The organism is Microcoleus sp. CAWBG27 (assembly GCF_020883145.1).
Taxonomy (GTDB): Bacteria; Cyanobacteriota; Cyanobacteriia; order Cyanobacteriales; family Microcoleaceae; genus Microcoleus.
The window spans coordinates 34,842-52,483 of the sequence record NZ_JAHREU010000030.1; the positions used below are offsets into that span (position 1 = coordinate 34,842).

The window sequence follows — 17,642 nt, forward strand, 5'->3', positions numbered from 1 at the left end:
GACTATTAAATCTAGATCCCCCCTAACCCCCCGGATAGTCGGGGGGGACAAGATTCTTCTCAAAGTCCCCGCAACGATGCGGGGGATTTAGGGGGATCTGAACCATGGTAAAAACGATATTTATCAAAGGTTTCAGGCTTAAGTTGACACGAAGAAAGGCTCTTGGAGTGTCCTTTTATGTCGTTTCCTGCATGGCGATGATTTAACCGCAGAGAACGCAGAGGGAGAATAAAGCATTTCAGCGCTCCGGGCAAACAGGCAAAGCAGGTTTCAATCGCTGCCGAACCTGAGCCGTTTGATTGTATGCTACAAGCGTTATTTGTCCATCAGCATTCATCACCCAGCCTTGAGCGGGAATCACTGGCTGGGGCGGAATTTCTATTTCTGCCTTTGTAGCCTGTAGATTCTGACTTCCACCTACGGCCGGTTCCACCCAACTAAACTGGGTAGAATCGCTGCTGAGCAAATCATTTGGGTTCGCAGGTATTCCTCCTTTACCAGTAATAGTAAACTCACTTACCGCCCCTTGAGTGCAAGGATTAGCTACGATTAATGCCTCTGGAGAGATAACATTTTGTGGCAATTCTACCAATCCTTGAGCCGGATTGACACCAGAAGTGCTAAACGTTACTGCCCCTTGCAAAGCCGGGCCAGCCTGTTGAGAAATAGCTGCGATGTCGCTAGTGGGAATTAAAGAAGTTGGATTCACTTGTAAGTTGGCAAATTCAGCATCAGTCAGTCCTAAACTGCTTCTAGCTTCTTCGCGATTAACGCTCGTAAAACCAAAGATATTCGGTACATTCACCGCAACTTGTCCTCCAGTAGCTGTGCGAGCATTAGCTGTAATGTCGCTATTTTCTCGCGGTAAAGCTACCAAAATATCGCTATTAATTCTGATGTTTCCACCGTCAGAACTACCTGCATCCGTTGTAATTCTGCTGCCACGCCGCAACTGGATATCTCGCGATCGCAGATTAATATTTGCCCCAGTACCGGAGACAGTTGTACCGTCAATGCTGGCTTTGTTATCCAGGGCGATCGACTTTGCAACCACATTAATATTACCAGCCCTTCCCGTTCCCAAAGCCTGAACAGTCACTGTGGCTCCATCCCGGACAATCAATCGATTAACATTCAGATTTAGCGAACCTGCATTCCCCGTAGCGTTGGGATTGACAACAGTGTACGCTTTGCCAGTCGAAGCCTCAATTCTACTTCTGAAGCCACCGTTACTCGCCATGCCTTGCACTTCTAGACGATCGGCATTAATCGTAATATCTCCCGCATCTGCTGCACTCAAAGAACCCGCAGTAATAATGCCCCCACCTCGCACAGTGAGCCTGGGTGTAGAGAGGCGGATATCTCCACCCCGACTAGAGCTTGAAGTTTCAGAGCCAATAACACTAAGTCTGTAGCCCGCAGTCCCCAAAACTCCTGATTCGCCACTCACTTCGATCGACTCTGACGCTCTCACAGTTAAATTTCCTCCGGGCCCCCCACGGGCAGAAAACACGCTTTCACCAAAAATCGCACCCGTCGATAAAGTAATTACAGATCCATCCGAAACACTCAGCCGCTTAGTGTCGATCGTAATATCCCCAGCTTTCCCATTCCCATCGAAAGAGCTAGTAGCCAGAGTAGTTTGCGCCGTAACTCCACCCAGACTCCCCGACAATTCTACAGATTCATTCGTTTTAATCGCGATATTCCCCGATGCTCCATCACTACGGCTGATGCCGACAAGACTGGCTCCATCGCGCATGATTAACCGTTGTGCGTCAACAGTTATATTTCCGCCTTGGCCGGTACTTCCGCGAGTTGTGCCGCTGTTGAGCACTGAACTGATCAATTCGACGGTGTTAGCACGGATATTCAGATTTCCGGCATTTGCAGCACTAAAGGTACTGGTGCCGCCCAGTGCCCCATCGCGCAGCAGCAGCCGAGGAGTGTCAATGTTAATATTTCCAGCGGCTCCACTACCAGCAGTACCAGCACTCAGCATAATTTGCGGGTCAAAAGGGTTGAAGGATCCAGAGGCTAGATATTGGCCGTACAACCGCTGATAGCCTTCAATTCCCAGCCCGCTCATTTCTACTGAGTCAGTAGCGCGGATGTTTAAATTGTTCCCCTTCCCATCTCCCAGTGTGGCGGTGGCAATTTGCGACCCTTTATCTACTCGCAAGTTTTGAGCATTAATATCAATACTTCTGCCATCAATATTTCCCAGCGTCAGGCTATAAATTCCCGAACTACTGACAGTGACATTTCCACCTCTAATATCAATTTTTCCACCTCCTAATCCGCTGGTATTTATAAATGCACCGTTCATTTGAATGTTGCCGAAGTTCTGAATATTGCCATAGTTTAAATTCAGACCTAAAGCTGTTGGTTCAAATTGCACTAAACCGGGACTTTTCACACTTCCTAGTAATATTTGTCCAGTATAAGCTGTTAAATTCCCTCCTTGTAGTTGAATATCTCCACCAACTAAGGCTAAAGTTTGCCCGGGGTCTACTGCTAAACCAAGTTTGTTAGAAACGGGAATTTGTACGGGCAGTGGCGGTAAGGTTGGTGTGGGGCCGATTGCTTGCGAAGTATTGACAATTGTACCGGGATTTTCTCGAAATCTCAAACCTACAGGAATATTAATTGCTAATAACGTTACTGTTTGGGGGTTGTTGCTGTTAAATTCAAAGCCGTTGTTAAAAACAATACTATCCGCACTCGAACCGATAAACGAGCCGCGCAAATCTAACCGCGCATTGGAACCGAAGATAATTCCTTTCGGGTTGAGTAAGAATAAGTTGGCTTTTCCTTGTACTCCTAATGTTCCTAAAATATTGGAAGAATTGCCACCTGTAACGCGGGTAAAAATATTAGCAATGCCGTTAGGATTGGTAAAATAAGCGCCTCTGCCTTCACCCACGTTAAATTCGCGGAAACTGTGAAATAAGTTAGGGCCGCGAGTTGCACCGCCTTCAATGCGATCGGATGGTAGGTTATTGATGGTGTCGGAAACTGTACGGGAACTTTCAGAACCAAGGGTATTATCGGGGACGATTTGAGCGAGAGTGACCGTGGGAAATAGTAATAAAAAAGCAAACAAAAGAGTGGAAGATAGGCGGGACATAATTCCGATGCTCTAGATAATATTTTAATGTAAAACAAGTTGATGCAAGATACCCGAATTTTTGAATAATTCCGGTATCTTGCTGCTGTATTTGTGTCTCCAAATCAGCCGATCGCCCTGAACTCAAATTCCCCTAAATCAAACGATTTGTTTGCTCGTGGGTTCCCCCGTACCAGGAGGTACTACTGAATCGCCAAAAGCAATCCGCAAAAACGGCGGCGCCAAAAAAGTCGTCAGAATCACCATGATAATAATCGAGACTTCCAACGGCTTATCCAACACCCCACTCGCCGAACCAATTCCCGCAAAAACCAACCCGACTTCGCCCCGAGGAATCATCCCGACTCCGATCGCCCATCGATTGATTCCGGGCACACCAAACACCACCCAACCTGTAACAATTTTGCCAATAATCGCCACCACAATCAAGAAAGCAGCGATTAAAAGTCCGGCGCGATTGTCCGGTATCGCTGGGTTCAAAACTCCCAAATCTGCCCTGGCTCCCACCGTCACAAAAAAGATGGGCACAACTACATCGGAGATGGGTTTCACCAATTCATCCAACTCTGTGCGCGCATCGCTTTTATCCAATACCAAACCAGCCGCAAACGCACCCAAAATCGCTTCCAGATGAATTGCGTTGCCCAGAAATGCCATGAATAAGGCGAAAATAAAAGCTGGGATGATAATATTGCCGCGAGTTTTGAGTTGGCCCACCACCGCCGAGAAGGTTTTGTCGAAGACACCGCCCAACAGAATCGAACCTAACAGAAATACAGTGGCGCTGACAATCAAATAGATGACATTAACAACATCAATTTCACCAGTTTTAGCTAAGCTAGCGACAACAGCTAGGACAATAATTCCCAGCACATCATCAATCACCGCCGCACCGACAATAATTTGACCTTCTTTAGATGTCAGTTGTCCTAAATCAGACAACACTTTTGAGGTAATTCCGATGCTGGTTGCTGTCAAAGCCGCACCTGCAAAAATCGCTGGAATTGCCGGAGTGTGGAAAATTACCATCAAGCCAACTGTACCCGCTGCAAAGGGAACAGCCACGCCCACGCAGGCGACAACGACGGCTTGAACTCCGACTTGTTTTAATTGATTGAGATCGGACTCTAAGCCAATTTCAAACAGCAGAATAATTACGCCTAATTCACCGAGTACAGAAATGATTTCACTCTGCGACTCAAAAACACTGGTAAGGGCGGCAGGAGATAGATGGTTGAGCGATTGCAGAACACTCATAATCCCCGAGTCTGAAGCTGACAGCCCGCTTTCGGAAAAAACGATCAGGTGTAAAGCGGATACCCCGACAATTACCCCTGCTACCAATTCACCCAATACGGGCGGTAAATCGAAGTTTCTCGCTACTTCTGCGCCTAATTTACTGGCGATATAAATCACTACTAAACTGAGCAAAACTCCGCTGAGGACGATCGGAGAATTTTCGGGATCGACTGCTGCTAGCAAAGGTATGGGAGCAATTAGCGATGCTATTCCTGAACTAAAAGCTGTAATTGTAGGGTTCAAAAACATGGTACGATGATGATAAGAAAGACATTCAAATCAGAGAGTTTCGGAAGCAGACCAACTCAAGGGTTGTGGTTTTGTTAAGGCGGGTTATGCGGATTCAGACGATTATGCAAAGGTGGAAGAACCCAAATCTGGCGGTACATCCTGCCACCGCCCTTGTCCAACGGCTTGAATAGCTTCTTTTAGTATGATATCGCCGGTATAAATTGCTCTACCAACGATCGCACTTTTGACACCAATTGGTTCCAAAGCCAACAAACTCAACAAATCTGCGATCGAACTGACGCCGCCGGAAGCAATCACCGGAATCGAGATGGCGCTAGCAATTTCCCGCAAAGATTCCAAATTCGGCCCTTCCATGGTACCGTCGCGGTGAATGTCGGTGTAAATAATTTCAGCAGCACCTAACCCGGCCATTTGCTGCGCCAATTCTGTCGCTAACACTTCGGAAGTTTCCAGCCAGCCTCTGGTAGCAACTTTACCATTTCTGGCATCGATTCCGACGAGAATTTGACCTGGAAATTCGGCACACAATTCACCGACTAATTGCGGTTGTTCGACGGCGACAGTGCCGAGAATGGCGCGCTGGACGCCTAATTTGAGAATTGCCGCGACAGAAGGGCGATCGCGCATTCCGCCTCCCAATTGACAGGGAACGTCTACTGCGCGGACGATCGCCTCAATGGCTGCTAAGTTTACAGGATGACCGGCTTTGGCGCCGTCGAGGTCTACCAAATGCAGCATTGTGGCGCCTTCATTTACCCACTGTCTGGCGACTGCGACGGGATTTTCGTTAAAAGTTTGGGACTTGGCGTAGTCTCCCTGATACAGTCTGACGCATTTTCCGTCCAAAAGGTCGATCGCTGGAATTACATTCATAATATTTGGGAATTGGGAATTGGGCATTGGGAATTGGGCATCGGGAATTGGGAATTGGGCATCGGGAATTGGGCATCGGGCATCAGGAATTGGGAATTGGGAATTGGTGATTCCTACTAACAACTGTCAACTGTCAACTGTCAACTGTCAACTGTCAACTGTCAACTGTCAACTGTCAACTGTCAACTGATTAACGCTGTCAACTGTTTAAATACATTCGCAACCGCTATTTAAATGAAACATAATCGATGACGATAGAGTTGACCACAAAGGAGTATCAATCTCAGCTTCTCGCAAAGCTTCTGCCGTCCAGTCATTGCAAGTTCTCAAAATCGAGTAACTGCCTTTTGCTTCATAAAAACTGTCACTGTTGTAGTAGCCGTAGCTGATTTTTATTTTATTACCTGCTGCGTCTAATTGGAATGTATTTTTAATAAAATTTACCAGCCTCCGATAATTTTTCACACTAATTTTAACACATTTAGTTTCTATATCTTGGGGAAAAACTCGATAACCTTGAACGTGGAGGGTAGACGGAGTCGGGAGAAATAGCGCGTTGAAAGCTATAACTGGGTTGATGGTTGCTGAGGTGGGAGTTTCCAACATGAAAGCTCGATCTCCCCACCCAAAAGACAAATATTTATAATCATAATTTGCTTCCCGTCCTATTTCTGTAATTGGTAAATATTGATTCCAGTTAAAATATTGATTTTTAACTGGAACGATGATTTCGGTGTGGATGCCTTGGTTAGAAACTTGTACGCTAACTGTGCGATTTTTTTGCGAGGTGTCTCCCCACTTTCGGGGAGTCAGGTAGCCGATTGCAGCAAGGACAGCAATCAGACATAAATTAAAAATACAAATGCGGCAAATTAATTTAGTGTTAAACATTATATCTCTTTGTAAGGTTCGTAGTGAGGACTTTAGTCCTTAATAATTTGAGAAAGAAGGACTAAAGTCCTCACTACGAACGAAGAATGACTTTAGTCCTTGATAATCTGAAAAAGAAGGACTAAAGTCCTCACTACGAACGAAGAATGACTTTAGTCCTTGATAATCTGAAAAAGAAGGACTAAAGTCCTCACTACGAACGAAGAATGACTGAAAAAGAAGGACTAAAGTCCTCACTACGAACGAAGAATGACTGAAGTCCTTGATAATCTGAAAAAGAAGGACTAAAGTCCTCACTACGAACGAAGAATGACTGAAAAAGAAGGACTAAAGTCCTCACTACGAACGAAGAAGGACTGAAGTCCTCGTTACGAAAGGTTTTAAACTGGCGGGCGTTGCATCTTTGCAGGAAAGAATTCTTGCAGGGCAGAATTTCGCTGTTGGGGAGTTTCGCTGGCCCAATTTGACAAGCTTTCATAGAAAAAGAAGGAAACTCCTGCAAAATTTCTGTTTCGGACTTCTTGCACTTGCTCTTGAATTTGTGACAGCGGAATAGAACTGTTTTTCAAACCTGTTAAAATACCGATCGCAGTTGGAATGTGCTTTTTAGCGAGTTTGACTTCTTCCCGTTCCAGTTCGGCATTAAAACGCTTGATGTCGTTGCGATACACCTGTACTATAAGTTCTTCGATGTAACCGCGTCTTTCCCAGGTAAACCAGTCCTGCAAGTGGGCGGGTAAAGCAAAGTGCAAGGGATTGGGAGATACACTAATAATACATTTTTGTTTGCGGGATTTGATGGCGCGGGAAATTTGTCCCATGAAGTCGTTGATTTTGTCGGCGCGCCAGCGGATCCAGAAGGTTTCGCGGGCGTCATTGGAGGGAGGACTTTTGATTTGTTTTTCATACATTAACACTGTTTGCGGCTCGTAGCCAAACTCTACGGGCAAACCGAAATGGTCGTCAAATTGAATGCCATCTAAATCGTAATTATCGACGATTTCTAAGATTAAATCTAAGATAAATTTCTGGACTTCTGGATGAAAAGGATTCAGCCAAACTCGATCGTGCGTGCCTTCTTTCCAAATAGTTGAACCGTCGCGCCGCTTCGCCAGCCAGTCGGGGTGAAGTTTGGCTAATTCCGATTCGGCGGGGGCCATGAAACCAAACTCAAACCACGGGATTACTGCTATACCTTTTTTGTGGGATTGTGCTATAATTTCTTTGAGAATGTCTCGGTCTTGCAATCCTGGTGATGGGTCGATCGACTTTCCGAATACTCGTTTGGCTACAGCGCTGGGATAAAGCGTGTAGCCTCCTTGCCAAACCGTGGGATAAATGGTGTTAAAGTTGAGTTTATCCAGTCGGTTTACAGCGTCAATGATGTTGCTGCGGGAGAAAATAACGTCGCTGTCAATGTTCGTCAGCCAGATGCCGCGCAATTCGGTTGTTGGGGTTTTGGGCGAAGTTTGAGCTTCGATTCGGGGGGAGAAAATGGCGGCAGAGGTAAGTGCGATCGCAAAAACAACTATTAAAGCCAGTATCCGCCGCCATTTGTGCAGTTTAATCATCGATTTTTCGGAAACACCACAATCTAACATCATACTTTGACACTCCCCGGCTTGAAAGCGCGGGGATTCTTGGTTCAATCAGTCAACTTGCTTTCTTGGTGTCACCACCAATGGGTAGAGGTCGGTCTGTCCCCAAGCGTTAATTCCGGTGTGCCCCACCGTATTTGAACTAATTCCTGCTTTCTTCAATCCTTTAGCCAAAATATTCAAAGCTGCATTGTGGTCGCGGTCTAATACCGTACCACATAGGCAAATATGAGTTCTGACTGAGAGCGATTTCTGAACGCGATTGCCGCAACTTGAACAATTTTGGGAAGTGTATTGAGGGGCAACAGCAACCACTATTTTACCGTACACTTTCCCAAAATATTGCAACCATTGGGCAAACTGTGACCATGCTGCATCGCTAATTGATTTGGCCAGCTTATGGTTCTTCACCATATTTTTCACCTCAAGGTCTTCGTAGGCTACGAAATCGTTAGATTTCACTACGCACAACGCCGTCTTGATGGCGAAGTCTTTACGCTGCCTACTGACTTTTAAGTGCTTTCTGCCTAACTTATTTATCGCTTTCTTGCGATTACTCGAACCTTTCTTTTTCCGAGAAACTCGTTTCTGCAATCGCTTCAAAGCTTTTTCACTTTTACGGAGATGCCGAGGATTTGGAACTGTTTCTCCGGTACTATTGGTGTAGAAATGGTTCAATCCCACATCTATGCCAATCGCTTTCCCCGTAGGAACTATTTCTTCTGTTCGCTCTACATTAATACAGAACTGAGCGTAGTAACCATCGGCGCGACGAATTACTCTGACTCGCTTGATTTCCTTGGGTGAATAGAAGTGCAAATCTCGACTACCGAGTAATCTGAAGGTTCCCGCAGCAAAACCGTCCGTGAAAGTCAGACATCTTTTATCGACCGAAAGCGCCCATCCTGATGTTTTGTATTCTACGGAGTGAGTGTTTTTTTTGAACTGTGGGTATCCTTTTTTTCCTGGTTTTGACGCTTTGCAATTAGAAAAGAAACGTTGAATAGAAAAAATGGCACGTTCGGCCGAAGCTTGACGCGCCATTGAGTTAAGTTTTCCGGCCCATTCAAATTCTTTCGCCATGATGGCGCATTGTTTGTATAAATCCGATAGTTTAACTCTGGAATTGTCGATCCAATATCTGAGAGCTTTGTTTCGGACAAACTGAGCTGTGCGGATCATTTCGTCTACGATCTGGTACTGCTGCCGCTTGCCTTTTAACTTAAACTCTAGTACAATCATGAGATGATTCTATCATGCTTACGGGCTATTGTGGCTATAAACTTAATTTGCAAGAAATCTTTACACTCGTAATTAAACCTGTCCTAGAAGGACGGGGCTTTAGACCCAATTTTTTGGTAAAGTTCGCATTGCAAACCTTACAATTATTCTCCAACCCGCTCCCGTCGGGTTTTGTCTGTACAGTCGCGGTTTCAACCGCCGAGTGGCAATTTCATCACTTGGCGGTAGTGCGATTCAATCTCGCCCACCATTGGTGATTGGCGCTTGCTACTCCACTCACTGCGATCGAATAATTGCCGCCTCAAACCATCAACATCAATCGTTTTCACCTTACCTTCAGCGACAACTTGTTTGCCGTTTACCCAAACACTGTCTACCGCATTTGTCGGGCGTCCCAAAATTAGCAAGCCAATCGGATCGGTGCGCGGCAACAATGATAAACTGGTTAAATCGTACAGCACAAAATCTGCTTTTTTGCCGACAGTCAGCGAACCCATTTCATCGCCGAGATTCAAGCCTTTTGCTCCGCCCAGCGATGCCATTTCTACAGACTGACGCGGTGTAATCCAGTGGCGGTAATCCAAATCCGTAATATTGTGCAGAATCGAACCAATTTTAATTGCTTCTAGCAAATCCTGAGAGTCATTGCTAGCGGCACCGTCGCAGCCGAAAGATACGTTTACTCCGGCTTGGCGGTATTTTAAAATTGGTGCAATCCCGCTTCCCAGCCGCAGGTTGCTGAGGGGATTGTGTACGACTGTCGATTGAGTTTCTGCCATAATTGCAATATCGGAATCGTCCAGCCACACGCAGTGCGCTAAGGAAGTGCGCGGACTTAAATAACCGATTTGTTGCAAATGTTTGACAGCGCTACAGCCGTATTTTTCGTGAGCCAACTGTTTTTGAGCGGTCGTTTCCAAGAGGTGGGCGTGCAGGCAAAGATTGTAGCGATCGCCCAAATCGATGCAGCCTTCAAACAAAGCATCAGAACATAGTTGAATTCCCGTCGGTGCCAGCAATATATTAACACCTTTTTCGGGATGGTGAAACTGTTTGATAGCTGCTTCCATGAGTTCCAAAGTTGCCTTTGTCGAGCGAATGTAAGCCGCGTGTTCGATGCCGCCCTCGCCCGCAGGCATTCCTGCTGTCAGGGATTCATCTTGAATTAACGGCCCGATAAAAGCGCGGATGCCAATTTCTTGATAAGCGCGAACCGCAGCGGCAATTGTCTCTAATTCTTGCCCCGGAATCAAAACTAAATGATCGACTACACTTGTACCGCCAGAGAGCAATGTTTCTACCGCAGTTCCCAAGGCACTCAAGTAAACTTGTTCCGGATCGAGAGGCGTGAAATCGTACAGTTCGCCAATCCACAACTCCAGCGGCAAAGGGGGAATAATCCCGCGCTGCCACATTTCTGAAGAGTGCGTGTGCGCGTTGACAAAACCGGGAAGCAGCAGCTTATTTTTGCCATCGATTGCTGTTCCTGTAGGAGCTAAATTGGGCGCGATCCTCTTCGAGGGCTTCGCTAACGCACTTATGCAATTATCCGCCACTTGCACGTCTGCCGTTTCATAACCACTCTCAACCGGAATCAAAGCATTTTGGATTGTAAAACTCATAGATTTAGCTTTTCTGGTGAATTCACATCTATTTCTATTTTAGGACTAAATCATCTTCTTTTATCTCGTTCTCAGCCTTTTAAATATCGTTTAATCTCGTTCCCAGGCTATGGCTGGTAATGCATATAAGCGAGAAAGAGCCTCGCCTGTGCTTTACTGGCAGGGCAGTTTTATTGTCAGGATACGATATATAAAATTACCCAAAGTATCGCTAGCCAAGGTACGTTGTTGGGATGCGAGCCCTCTTTCCTAATATTATAAAGAGCGCTGAAGCGCAACTACGTACCTAATTTTTATGACGAGTGTAAAATTACCATACTCGCCTGTGGTTTACTGGAGGCAGAGCCTTGTACAAGGAATTTCCACGCTATGCCTGGAAACGATAAAATAGTCTGGGAACTAGAAACTTTTTACCTGAGTTTGTTAATTTTAATAAAGCATCAAGTAGCTTGAAACAGTTACGTTTGATACTTATACTTAATCTTAGCAAAGATTTAAGATATCACAAGTTAGCAACAATCAAAGAGTTATAAAATTGAAGTGGTTTTTAAGTCGCAATCTAATATGAATCCAGATATGCTCCGCACCTTGGGCGTTGCGCCCAATGCTTGGAAAGTTGATGCTAAAATTGCCGACATCACCCGATCGCCGATCGCGCCTCAACCTGTTACCCTAGAAACAGAAACGAAAACCCTGCGATTGGACTTAGCAAAAGCAGCGATGCTGGTGATAGATATGCAAAACGATTTCTGTCACCCCGACGGTTGGCTATCACACATCGGCGTCGATGTAACACCTGCGCGCACTCCAATTAATCCTTTGCAAAATTTGCTGCCAAAATTGCGATCGCACGCAGTACCCATTATTTGGATAAACTGGGGAAACCGCCCCGATTTGCTCAATATTAGCGCAGCTTCGCGCCACGTTTACAATCCCACGGGCGAGGGCGTAGGTTTGGGAGATCCGCTACCCAAAAACGGCGCACCTGTTTTGATGGCGGGGAGTTGGGCGGCCGCCGTTGTTGATGAATTAGAACAGAAACCAGAGGATATTTGCATTGATAAATATCGCATGAGTGCCTTTTGGGATACTCCTTTAGATAGTATCCTCCGCAACCTGGGAAGAACTACACTTTTCTTTGGAGGAGTCAACGCAGATCAGTGTGTCATGGCTACCCTACAAGATGCTTGTTTTCTCAACTACGACTGCATTTTAGTCAAAGATTGTACAGCTACTACATCTCCAGAGTATTGCTGGCAGGCTACTCTTTATAACGTTAAACAATGTTTTGGGTTTTTGTCTGATTCTCAGGCTATGTTAGAAGCAATTAAATAACTAGGGAATTAGTCATTAGTTATTGGTCATTGGTTATTGGTTATTGGTCATTGGTCATTAGTCATTGGTCATTAGCAATAAACTGGGGAGGTTGAGCTACCGACTAATGACTCTGAATGCTCACTAATGACAGCAGAAACATAGGGTGCATCTCATTTTGGCAAGGGCGAAGCATTTCGGCACATAATTTATGAGTGATAATCAGAGATTTACTGCCGAAATGCTTCGCCCCTACGAGTATATTTGCATTCATTGAGATGCACCCGAAACATATAGCAACCGTCCGTGACGGTTAGGAAGTTCTTAATTGCTAAAATCCTGGCGTCTCTTCCTTCTTCCTAATGACTAATGACTGATGACTTCTTCCTTCCTTCTTCCCGGCTATAACAACTCATATAGTTTCCGGTTGAATCTGTCTTGTTTAAATCATCAACAGTCAACAGTCAACAGTCAACAGTCAACAGTCAACAGTCAACATCATTCCGGTGCAACCGGAATTGATATCACAACTAAGAATAAAAAAATGACAAACCAGTGCATGATTCCGGTGATGAAATCGCCTCAAGACTACCAAGCATTTCGCATCAGCCCGGGCGATACTAATAGATTAGCCATAGTTTTCGATCCGGCAACCGCGAATGCCTCATTAACTGTTTGCATCGAGATTTTCGATCCGGGCGGAAAAACTCCTCCCAACCGCCATCAATTTGCGGTAGAAATGTTTTTTGTACTCAAAGGAAGAGGGCAAGCGACTTGCGACGGCAAAACAGTTAGTATTAAACCTGGTGATAGTTTGTTAGTGCCTCCAACTGGCACTCACGTCATTGAAAATACGGGCAGCGAACGTCTTTACACCTTGTGCATTATGGTGCCAAACGAGGATTTTGTGGAACTAATTCGCAGCGGTACACCAGTCGAACTCGATGAGGAAGATATGAGAGTTTTAGGGCGATCGGATGTACTCGTTCCGTGCTAGGTTTGTAGTGAGGACTTCAGTCCGCAAAATAAACGACTAAACGCGCTAGATTCGATCGTTCGGACTTCAGTATACCTCTTGAAAAAATAGCTAGGAACGGGCAAGATGCCAGTTTCTGAATTCAATGCGCCTGAGTTTGAGTGCCGCTTGTTTTCCAGCTTATGACGTGAATCCGGGAACTGGCGCGCCTCCGGGTGCAGCGCGGTTAATTGATGCTAAAATTATGACGCTGACAGTAAGTTGTGGCGGGAGTTGTCCTTCTCAGATTTTACTGCCCATTTTACTGCCAATTGTCGATCGCACTTAAAACCCATTGAACTATGAGCGTTATCTTTCACATCACCCGCAGCCAACAGTGGGAAGAAGCAAAACAAGTGCAATCCTATCGCGGAGATACGTTAGATACAGAAGGATTTATCCACTGTTCGACTCTACCGCAAGTTCTGAAATCTGCCAATAAATTTTTTGTGGGACAAACAGGATTGCTGCTGCTGTGGATTGACTCGGAAAAAGTAGAATCTGAACTTAAGTATGAATTTGCCGCCGGTGAGGATTACCCGCACATTTACGGGCCGCTAAATGTGGATGCTGTGTTGCAAGTTTTTGAGTTTGAACCGGGTGCAGACGGCAAGTTTCAATTGCCAGCACAATTAACAGCAACTATCAAGGAACAGGCTTAGTATCCTGTGTAGATACTGCAATAAATATCACTTATTAGTCAAGGTGTTTGATGATATTACTTTGGTGGCGATCGAGCGCATGAATAAAGAGATATAGCGGTTATCAAAAAGATTAGGTACGTTGTTGGGCTTCAGCCCTCTTATGCTAATTATATAGCAAGCGAGGTCGCATCAAAAACTCCATTTACAGTCATACCTCATCTTTCTGATAAATGCTATAGCATCTAAAATATTGCCGATAAATCTTCTAATCTGGAAATTATTGAGCTATTAAAACAGCATCGTGCTAAAATTTGATAAAGGATATTTTTTTAACATAATGCTTTTCAAATTATTGCCGATCGCCATGCTATTATTAAACTCTGCCCTCAGTGGCGGTGCACTAGCACAATCGGCGAAACCCAGCAGACAGATCGGGCCGGCGATTGATTGCGATCGCGACGGACAACAAGACGACATCCGCATGGATGATGATGGCGATGGTATACCCGATCGCTGTTTGCTGAATCAAATTAAGCCTGTCATGAATCGGGAAAATTACGATCGAGAATTGAAACAACTTCAGGCTCAACCCTGCCAAAAAGCCACAAAAACTGTCAAAAATGTTAGCTACATCATGTGTTCGACGAATGCAGGTAAAACCGTTGTCAGTGCATCGGAAGCCCTGGTGGAAGTAGGAGATGGAGTGGGATTTTGGCTAAAAGGCGATCGGGTAAGGGCGATCGTCTTTTTTGGTACGGGTGAAGTTGTTTTCTTCAACCGTGGAGTTTTGGAAGCACAGATGTCAGATAAAGAAGTGACAACTGTTTTTACTGCTGATGAACGGCAGCAGTTTGAGAGGCTAGAAAAGGCAGGAGTGCAGAGGATTTTGCAAGTATTTGGGAGGTAGTAGTTAAACAGTTGACAGTTGACAGTTGACAGTTGACAGCGAAGTGATAAAAACGGAGATTTAAACTCCGTTCTTATCACAATCTGCCTTCATGCTGGGGCTTCAAACCCTGGCTCTTCGGTGAGGGATGAAATTCAAAAGTTAATCTATGTTTGATGAGGGTGATGATTAAAAGGCTTGCAGCCTCAAAGATGTCAAATGGGTTCTATAACAATCCTAAATGATTTCCTTGCATTATACCCTAGCAAGATGCTTACACTGCAAGGATTCTGGTCTCAATCGATTTTGCGACTGATTTAGGATTGCTATGTAAAGTAATTGGATCGATATGTTAAAATATTCCTTTTATATATTTGTAGTTCAGCCTTTTGTCAGATGACAACCCTTAACTGCTCAAACCAAAATCGATAATATTTCGAGTCAGAGTATATGCCGCAATACTTCGGAAAACTCCAAACTACCGAACAGCCTTGGTCAATTATCGGCTCCGTACAATCGATCGACAAAACCGACGATCGCGCAATTCACTTCAACTGTACCAATTCCGCTCTCAAAATCAGCATCCTCGCCCCAAATTTAATCCGAGTGCGAATGTCCCCGACAGGTGAATTCAAAGATCGATCGCACTCCGTGACTCTCCCAGACGAACAGTGGGAAATTGTACCTTTTGAAGTCCGAGAAACAGACGAAAAAATCGAAATAGAAACAGCACAAATCACAGTTTCTGTCAAGCGCGATCGCACTTCCATCGAATGCTTTGACAAATCGGGAAAACCCTTTGCTAGCGACTGCGATCGCCCGATGGGATGGCGCGCGGGCGCAACCGCCGCCTGGAAACGCATTGAAACAGACGAGCATTTCTACGGTTTCGGCCAACGCACCGGCTTCCTCGACAAACTCTCCGAAGTCAAGACAAACTGGACGATTGACGCCCTTGACTACAATTCGCAGACAGATGAAATGTACCAGGCGATCGCATTTTACATCGCCCTGAATCCCGATCGCGCTTACGGCATCTTTTTCAACACCACATTTTGGAGTCAATTCGACATCGGCGCGGAAACACCGGGGGTTTTGCGGATGGAAACCAGAGACGCGGAACTCGACTACTACATCATTTACGGCCCCGAACCCGCCCAAATTCTCGCCACCTACACCCAGTTAACCGGCCGGATGCCGCTCGCGCCAAAATGGGCGCTGGGATACCACCAGTGCCGCTGGAGCTACGAATCCGAGGACGTGGTGAGGGAGTTGGCTAAGGAATTTCGCGATCGCGCGATTCCCTGCGATGTTATCCACCTCGACATCGACTATATGCGCGGCTACCGGGTGTTTACTTGGAGCCCCAAGCGTTTCCCCGATCCCGCGAAACTGATTGCAGATTTGAAAGCAGCCGGTTTCAAAGTTGTCACGATTATCGATCCCGGCGTCAAGTACGAACCGGAAGCAGATTACGAAATATTCGATCGCGGTGTGGAAAACGACTATTTCGTCCGCACCGCCGACGGAAAGCTTTTCCACGGCTATGTTTGGCCGGACAAAGCCGTGTTTCCAGATTTCATGCGCCCCGACGTGCGCCAGTGGTGGGGAGAATTGCACAAAAGCCTGACAGATATGGGGATTGCGGGGATTTGGAACGACATGAACGAACCTGCGATCGCAGAACGGCCTTTTGGTGATGGCGGCGAACACATCAGCTTTCCCCTGGATGCACCACAAGGCCCGGATGACGATCGCGCAACCCACGCGGAAACCCATAATCTGTACGGGTTGATGATGGCGAAAGCTTGTGCGGAAGGGTTGCAGAAGTTGCGGGGCGATGGCTTACGCCCCGCTACGCTACGATCTTTTGTGCTGACGCGATCGGGATTTGCGGGCGTACAGCGTTACTCTTCCGTGTGGATGGGCGACAATCAATCGCTGTGGGATCATTTGGAAATGTCGATGCCGATGCTTTGCAACATGGGGCTTTCCGGCGTAGCGTTTGTCGGTTGCGACATTGGTGGCTTTGCGGGGAATGCTACCGCTGAATTGTTCGCACGGTGGATGCAGGTGGGGATGCTGTATCCGTTGATGCGCGGTCATTCGGCGATGACGACAGCGCAGCACGAACCGTGGGTTTTTGGCGATCGCACCGAGCAGATTTGCCGCGAATACATCAATTTGCGCTATCAGTTATTGCCTTACATTTACACCTTGTTTTGGGAAGCTGCGATGACGGGAACGCCGATTTTGCGACCGTTACTTTATCACTTTCCGCGCGATCGCACAACTTATCACCTTTACGACCAAGTATTGCTCGGCCCGTCGCTGATGGCGGCACCGATTTACCGCCCCGGAGTCGAGCATCGCGCCGTGTATTTGCCCCAGGGTACTTGGTACGATTGGTGGACGGGCGAATGCTATCACGGCCCGACGCACATTTTAGCCCATGCGCCTTTGGAGAGAATGCCACTTTATGTTCGGGGTGGGGGGATAATTGCGATCGCGCCTGTGAGGCAATTTGTGAGCGAACGGGCGATCGATTCTTTGAAAATGCGAATTTGGCCCGGAACTGGGGAATGGACGCTTTATGAGGATGACGGACACAGTTTTGAACATGAAAAAGGTGTGTGGGCAACGACTAATTACAATGTGTATTTGGAAGGGGAAAAAGTGATAGTGGAAATAGCGGCATGGGAGGGAGAGTTTGCCATTTCGGAACGCGAAGTTACTGTCGAAGTTGTGGGTATTGGCGAACAGCAATTTACAGATGATGGTACGGTGCGGCGTTTGATATTTTAAGCAAGATTCTCAACCATGTCCGTAGGGACACAGCACTGCTGTGTCCTCCTGTCTCAACCATATCCGTAGGG

At 46.2% G+C, this 17,642-nt stretch carries 13 protein-coding genes; 6 read left to right on the forward strand and 7 right to left on the reverse strand.

Annotated features, from left to right (window positions below):
- Nucleotides 1-238: 238 nt before the first annotated feature.
- The 7 genes from QZ938_RS17615 to QZ938_RS17645 all read right to left on the reverse strand — a co-directional run bounded on the left by QZ938_RS17615 (nt 239) and on the right by QZ938_RS17645 (nt 10,907).
- Nucleotides 239-3,130, reverse strand: a complete 2,892-nt coding sequence (locus QZ938_RS17615) for an S-layer family protein (protein WP_293146343.1) — start codon at nt 3,128-3,130, stop codon at nt 239-241.
- A gap of 138 nt (nt 3,131-3,268) precedes the next feature.
- Nucleotides 3,269-4,678, reverse strand: a complete 1,410-nt coding sequence (locus QZ938_RS17620) for a cation:proton antiporter (protein WP_293349969.1) — start codon at nt 4,676-4,678, stop codon at nt 3,269-3,271.
- A 102-nt stretch (nt 4,679-4,780) separates the two neighbouring features.
- On the reverse strand, nt 4,781-5,554 hold the full coding sequence (gene hisA / locus QZ938_RS17625; protein WP_293350149.1) for a 1-(5-phosphoribosyl)-5-[(5-phosphoribosylamino)methylideneamino]imidazole-4-carboxamide isomerase: 774 nt from the start codon (nt 5,552-5,554) through the stop codon (nt 4,781-4,783).
- A 207-nt stretch (nt 5,555-5,761) separates the two neighbouring features.
- Complete coding sequence (locus QZ938_RS17630) at nt 5,762-6,445, reverse strand: TIGR02117 family protein (protein WP_293349971.1); 684 nt, start codon at nt 6,443-6,445, stop codon at nt 5,762-5,764.
- Nucleotides 6,446-6,825: 380 nt separating this feature from the next.
- The gene (locus QZ938_RS17635) at nt 6,826-8,016 is read right to left on the reverse strand and encodes a glycoside hydrolase family 10 protein (protein WP_293350154.1); all 1,191 of its coding nucleotides are present in this window, start codon (nt 8,014-8,016) and stop codon (nt 6,826-6,828) included.
- 78 nt (nt 8,017-8,094) lie between these two features.
- Nucleotides 8,095-9,285, reverse strand: coding sequence for a transposase (locus QZ938_RS17640; RefSeq protein ID WP_293349973.1), 1,191 nt, complete (start codon nt 9,283-9,285; stop codon nt 8,095-8,097).
- A gap of 191 nt (nt 9,286-9,476) precedes the next feature.
- Complete coding sequence (locus QZ938_RS17645; RefSeq protein ID WP_293349974.1) at nt 9,477-10,907, reverse strand: amidohydrolase; 1,431 nt, start codon at nt 10,905-10,907, stop codon at nt 9,477-9,479.
- Between the two features lie 564 nt (nt 10,908-11,471).
- Between QZ938_RS17645 and QZ938_RS17650 the strand changes: the two genes are divergently transcribed.
- The 6 genes from QZ938_RS17650 (at nt 11,472) to QZ938_RS17675 (ending at nt 17,571) form a co-directional block, all read left to right on the forward strand.
- Nucleotides 11,472-12,242 (forward strand): cysteine hydrolase family protein, encoded by a 771-nt coding sequence (locus QZ938_RS17650; RefSeq protein ID WP_293349975.1) that lies wholly within the window; start codon nt 11,472-11,474, stop codon nt 12,240-12,242.
- A 523-nt stretch (nt 12,243-12,765) separates the two neighbouring features.
- On the forward strand, nt 12,766-13,218 hold the full coding sequence (locus QZ938_RS17655; protein WP_293146325.1) for a cupin domain-containing protein: 453 nt from the start codon (nt 12,766-12,768) through the stop codon (nt 13,216-13,218).
- Nucleotides 13,219-13,384: 166 nt separating this feature from the next.
- Entirely contained in the window at nt 13,385-13,525 is a 141-nt protein-coding gene (locus QZ938_RS17660; protein WP_366863706.1) for a hypothetical protein, read from the forward strand.
- 13 nt (nt 13,526-13,538) lie between these two features.
- Nucleotides 13,539-13,898, forward strand: coding sequence for a DUF952 domain-containing protein (locus QZ938_RS17665; RefSeq protein WP_293349976.1), 360 nt, complete (start codon nt 13,539-13,541; stop codon nt 13,896-13,898).
- A gap of 319 nt (nt 13,899-14,217) precedes the next feature.
- Entirely contained in the window at nt 14,218-14,787 is a 570-nt protein-coding gene (locus QZ938_RS17670) for a hypothetical protein (protein WP_293349978.1), read from the forward strand.
- 429 nt (nt 14,788-15,216) lie between these two features.
- Nucleotides 15,217-17,571: a glycoside hydrolase family 31 protein gene (locus QZ938_RS17675; protein WP_293349979.1), complete on the forward strand. Its 2,355-nt coding sequence runs from the start codon at nt 15,217-15,219 to the stop codon at nt 17,569-17,571.
- Nucleotides 17,572-17,642: the final 71 nt, after the last annotated feature.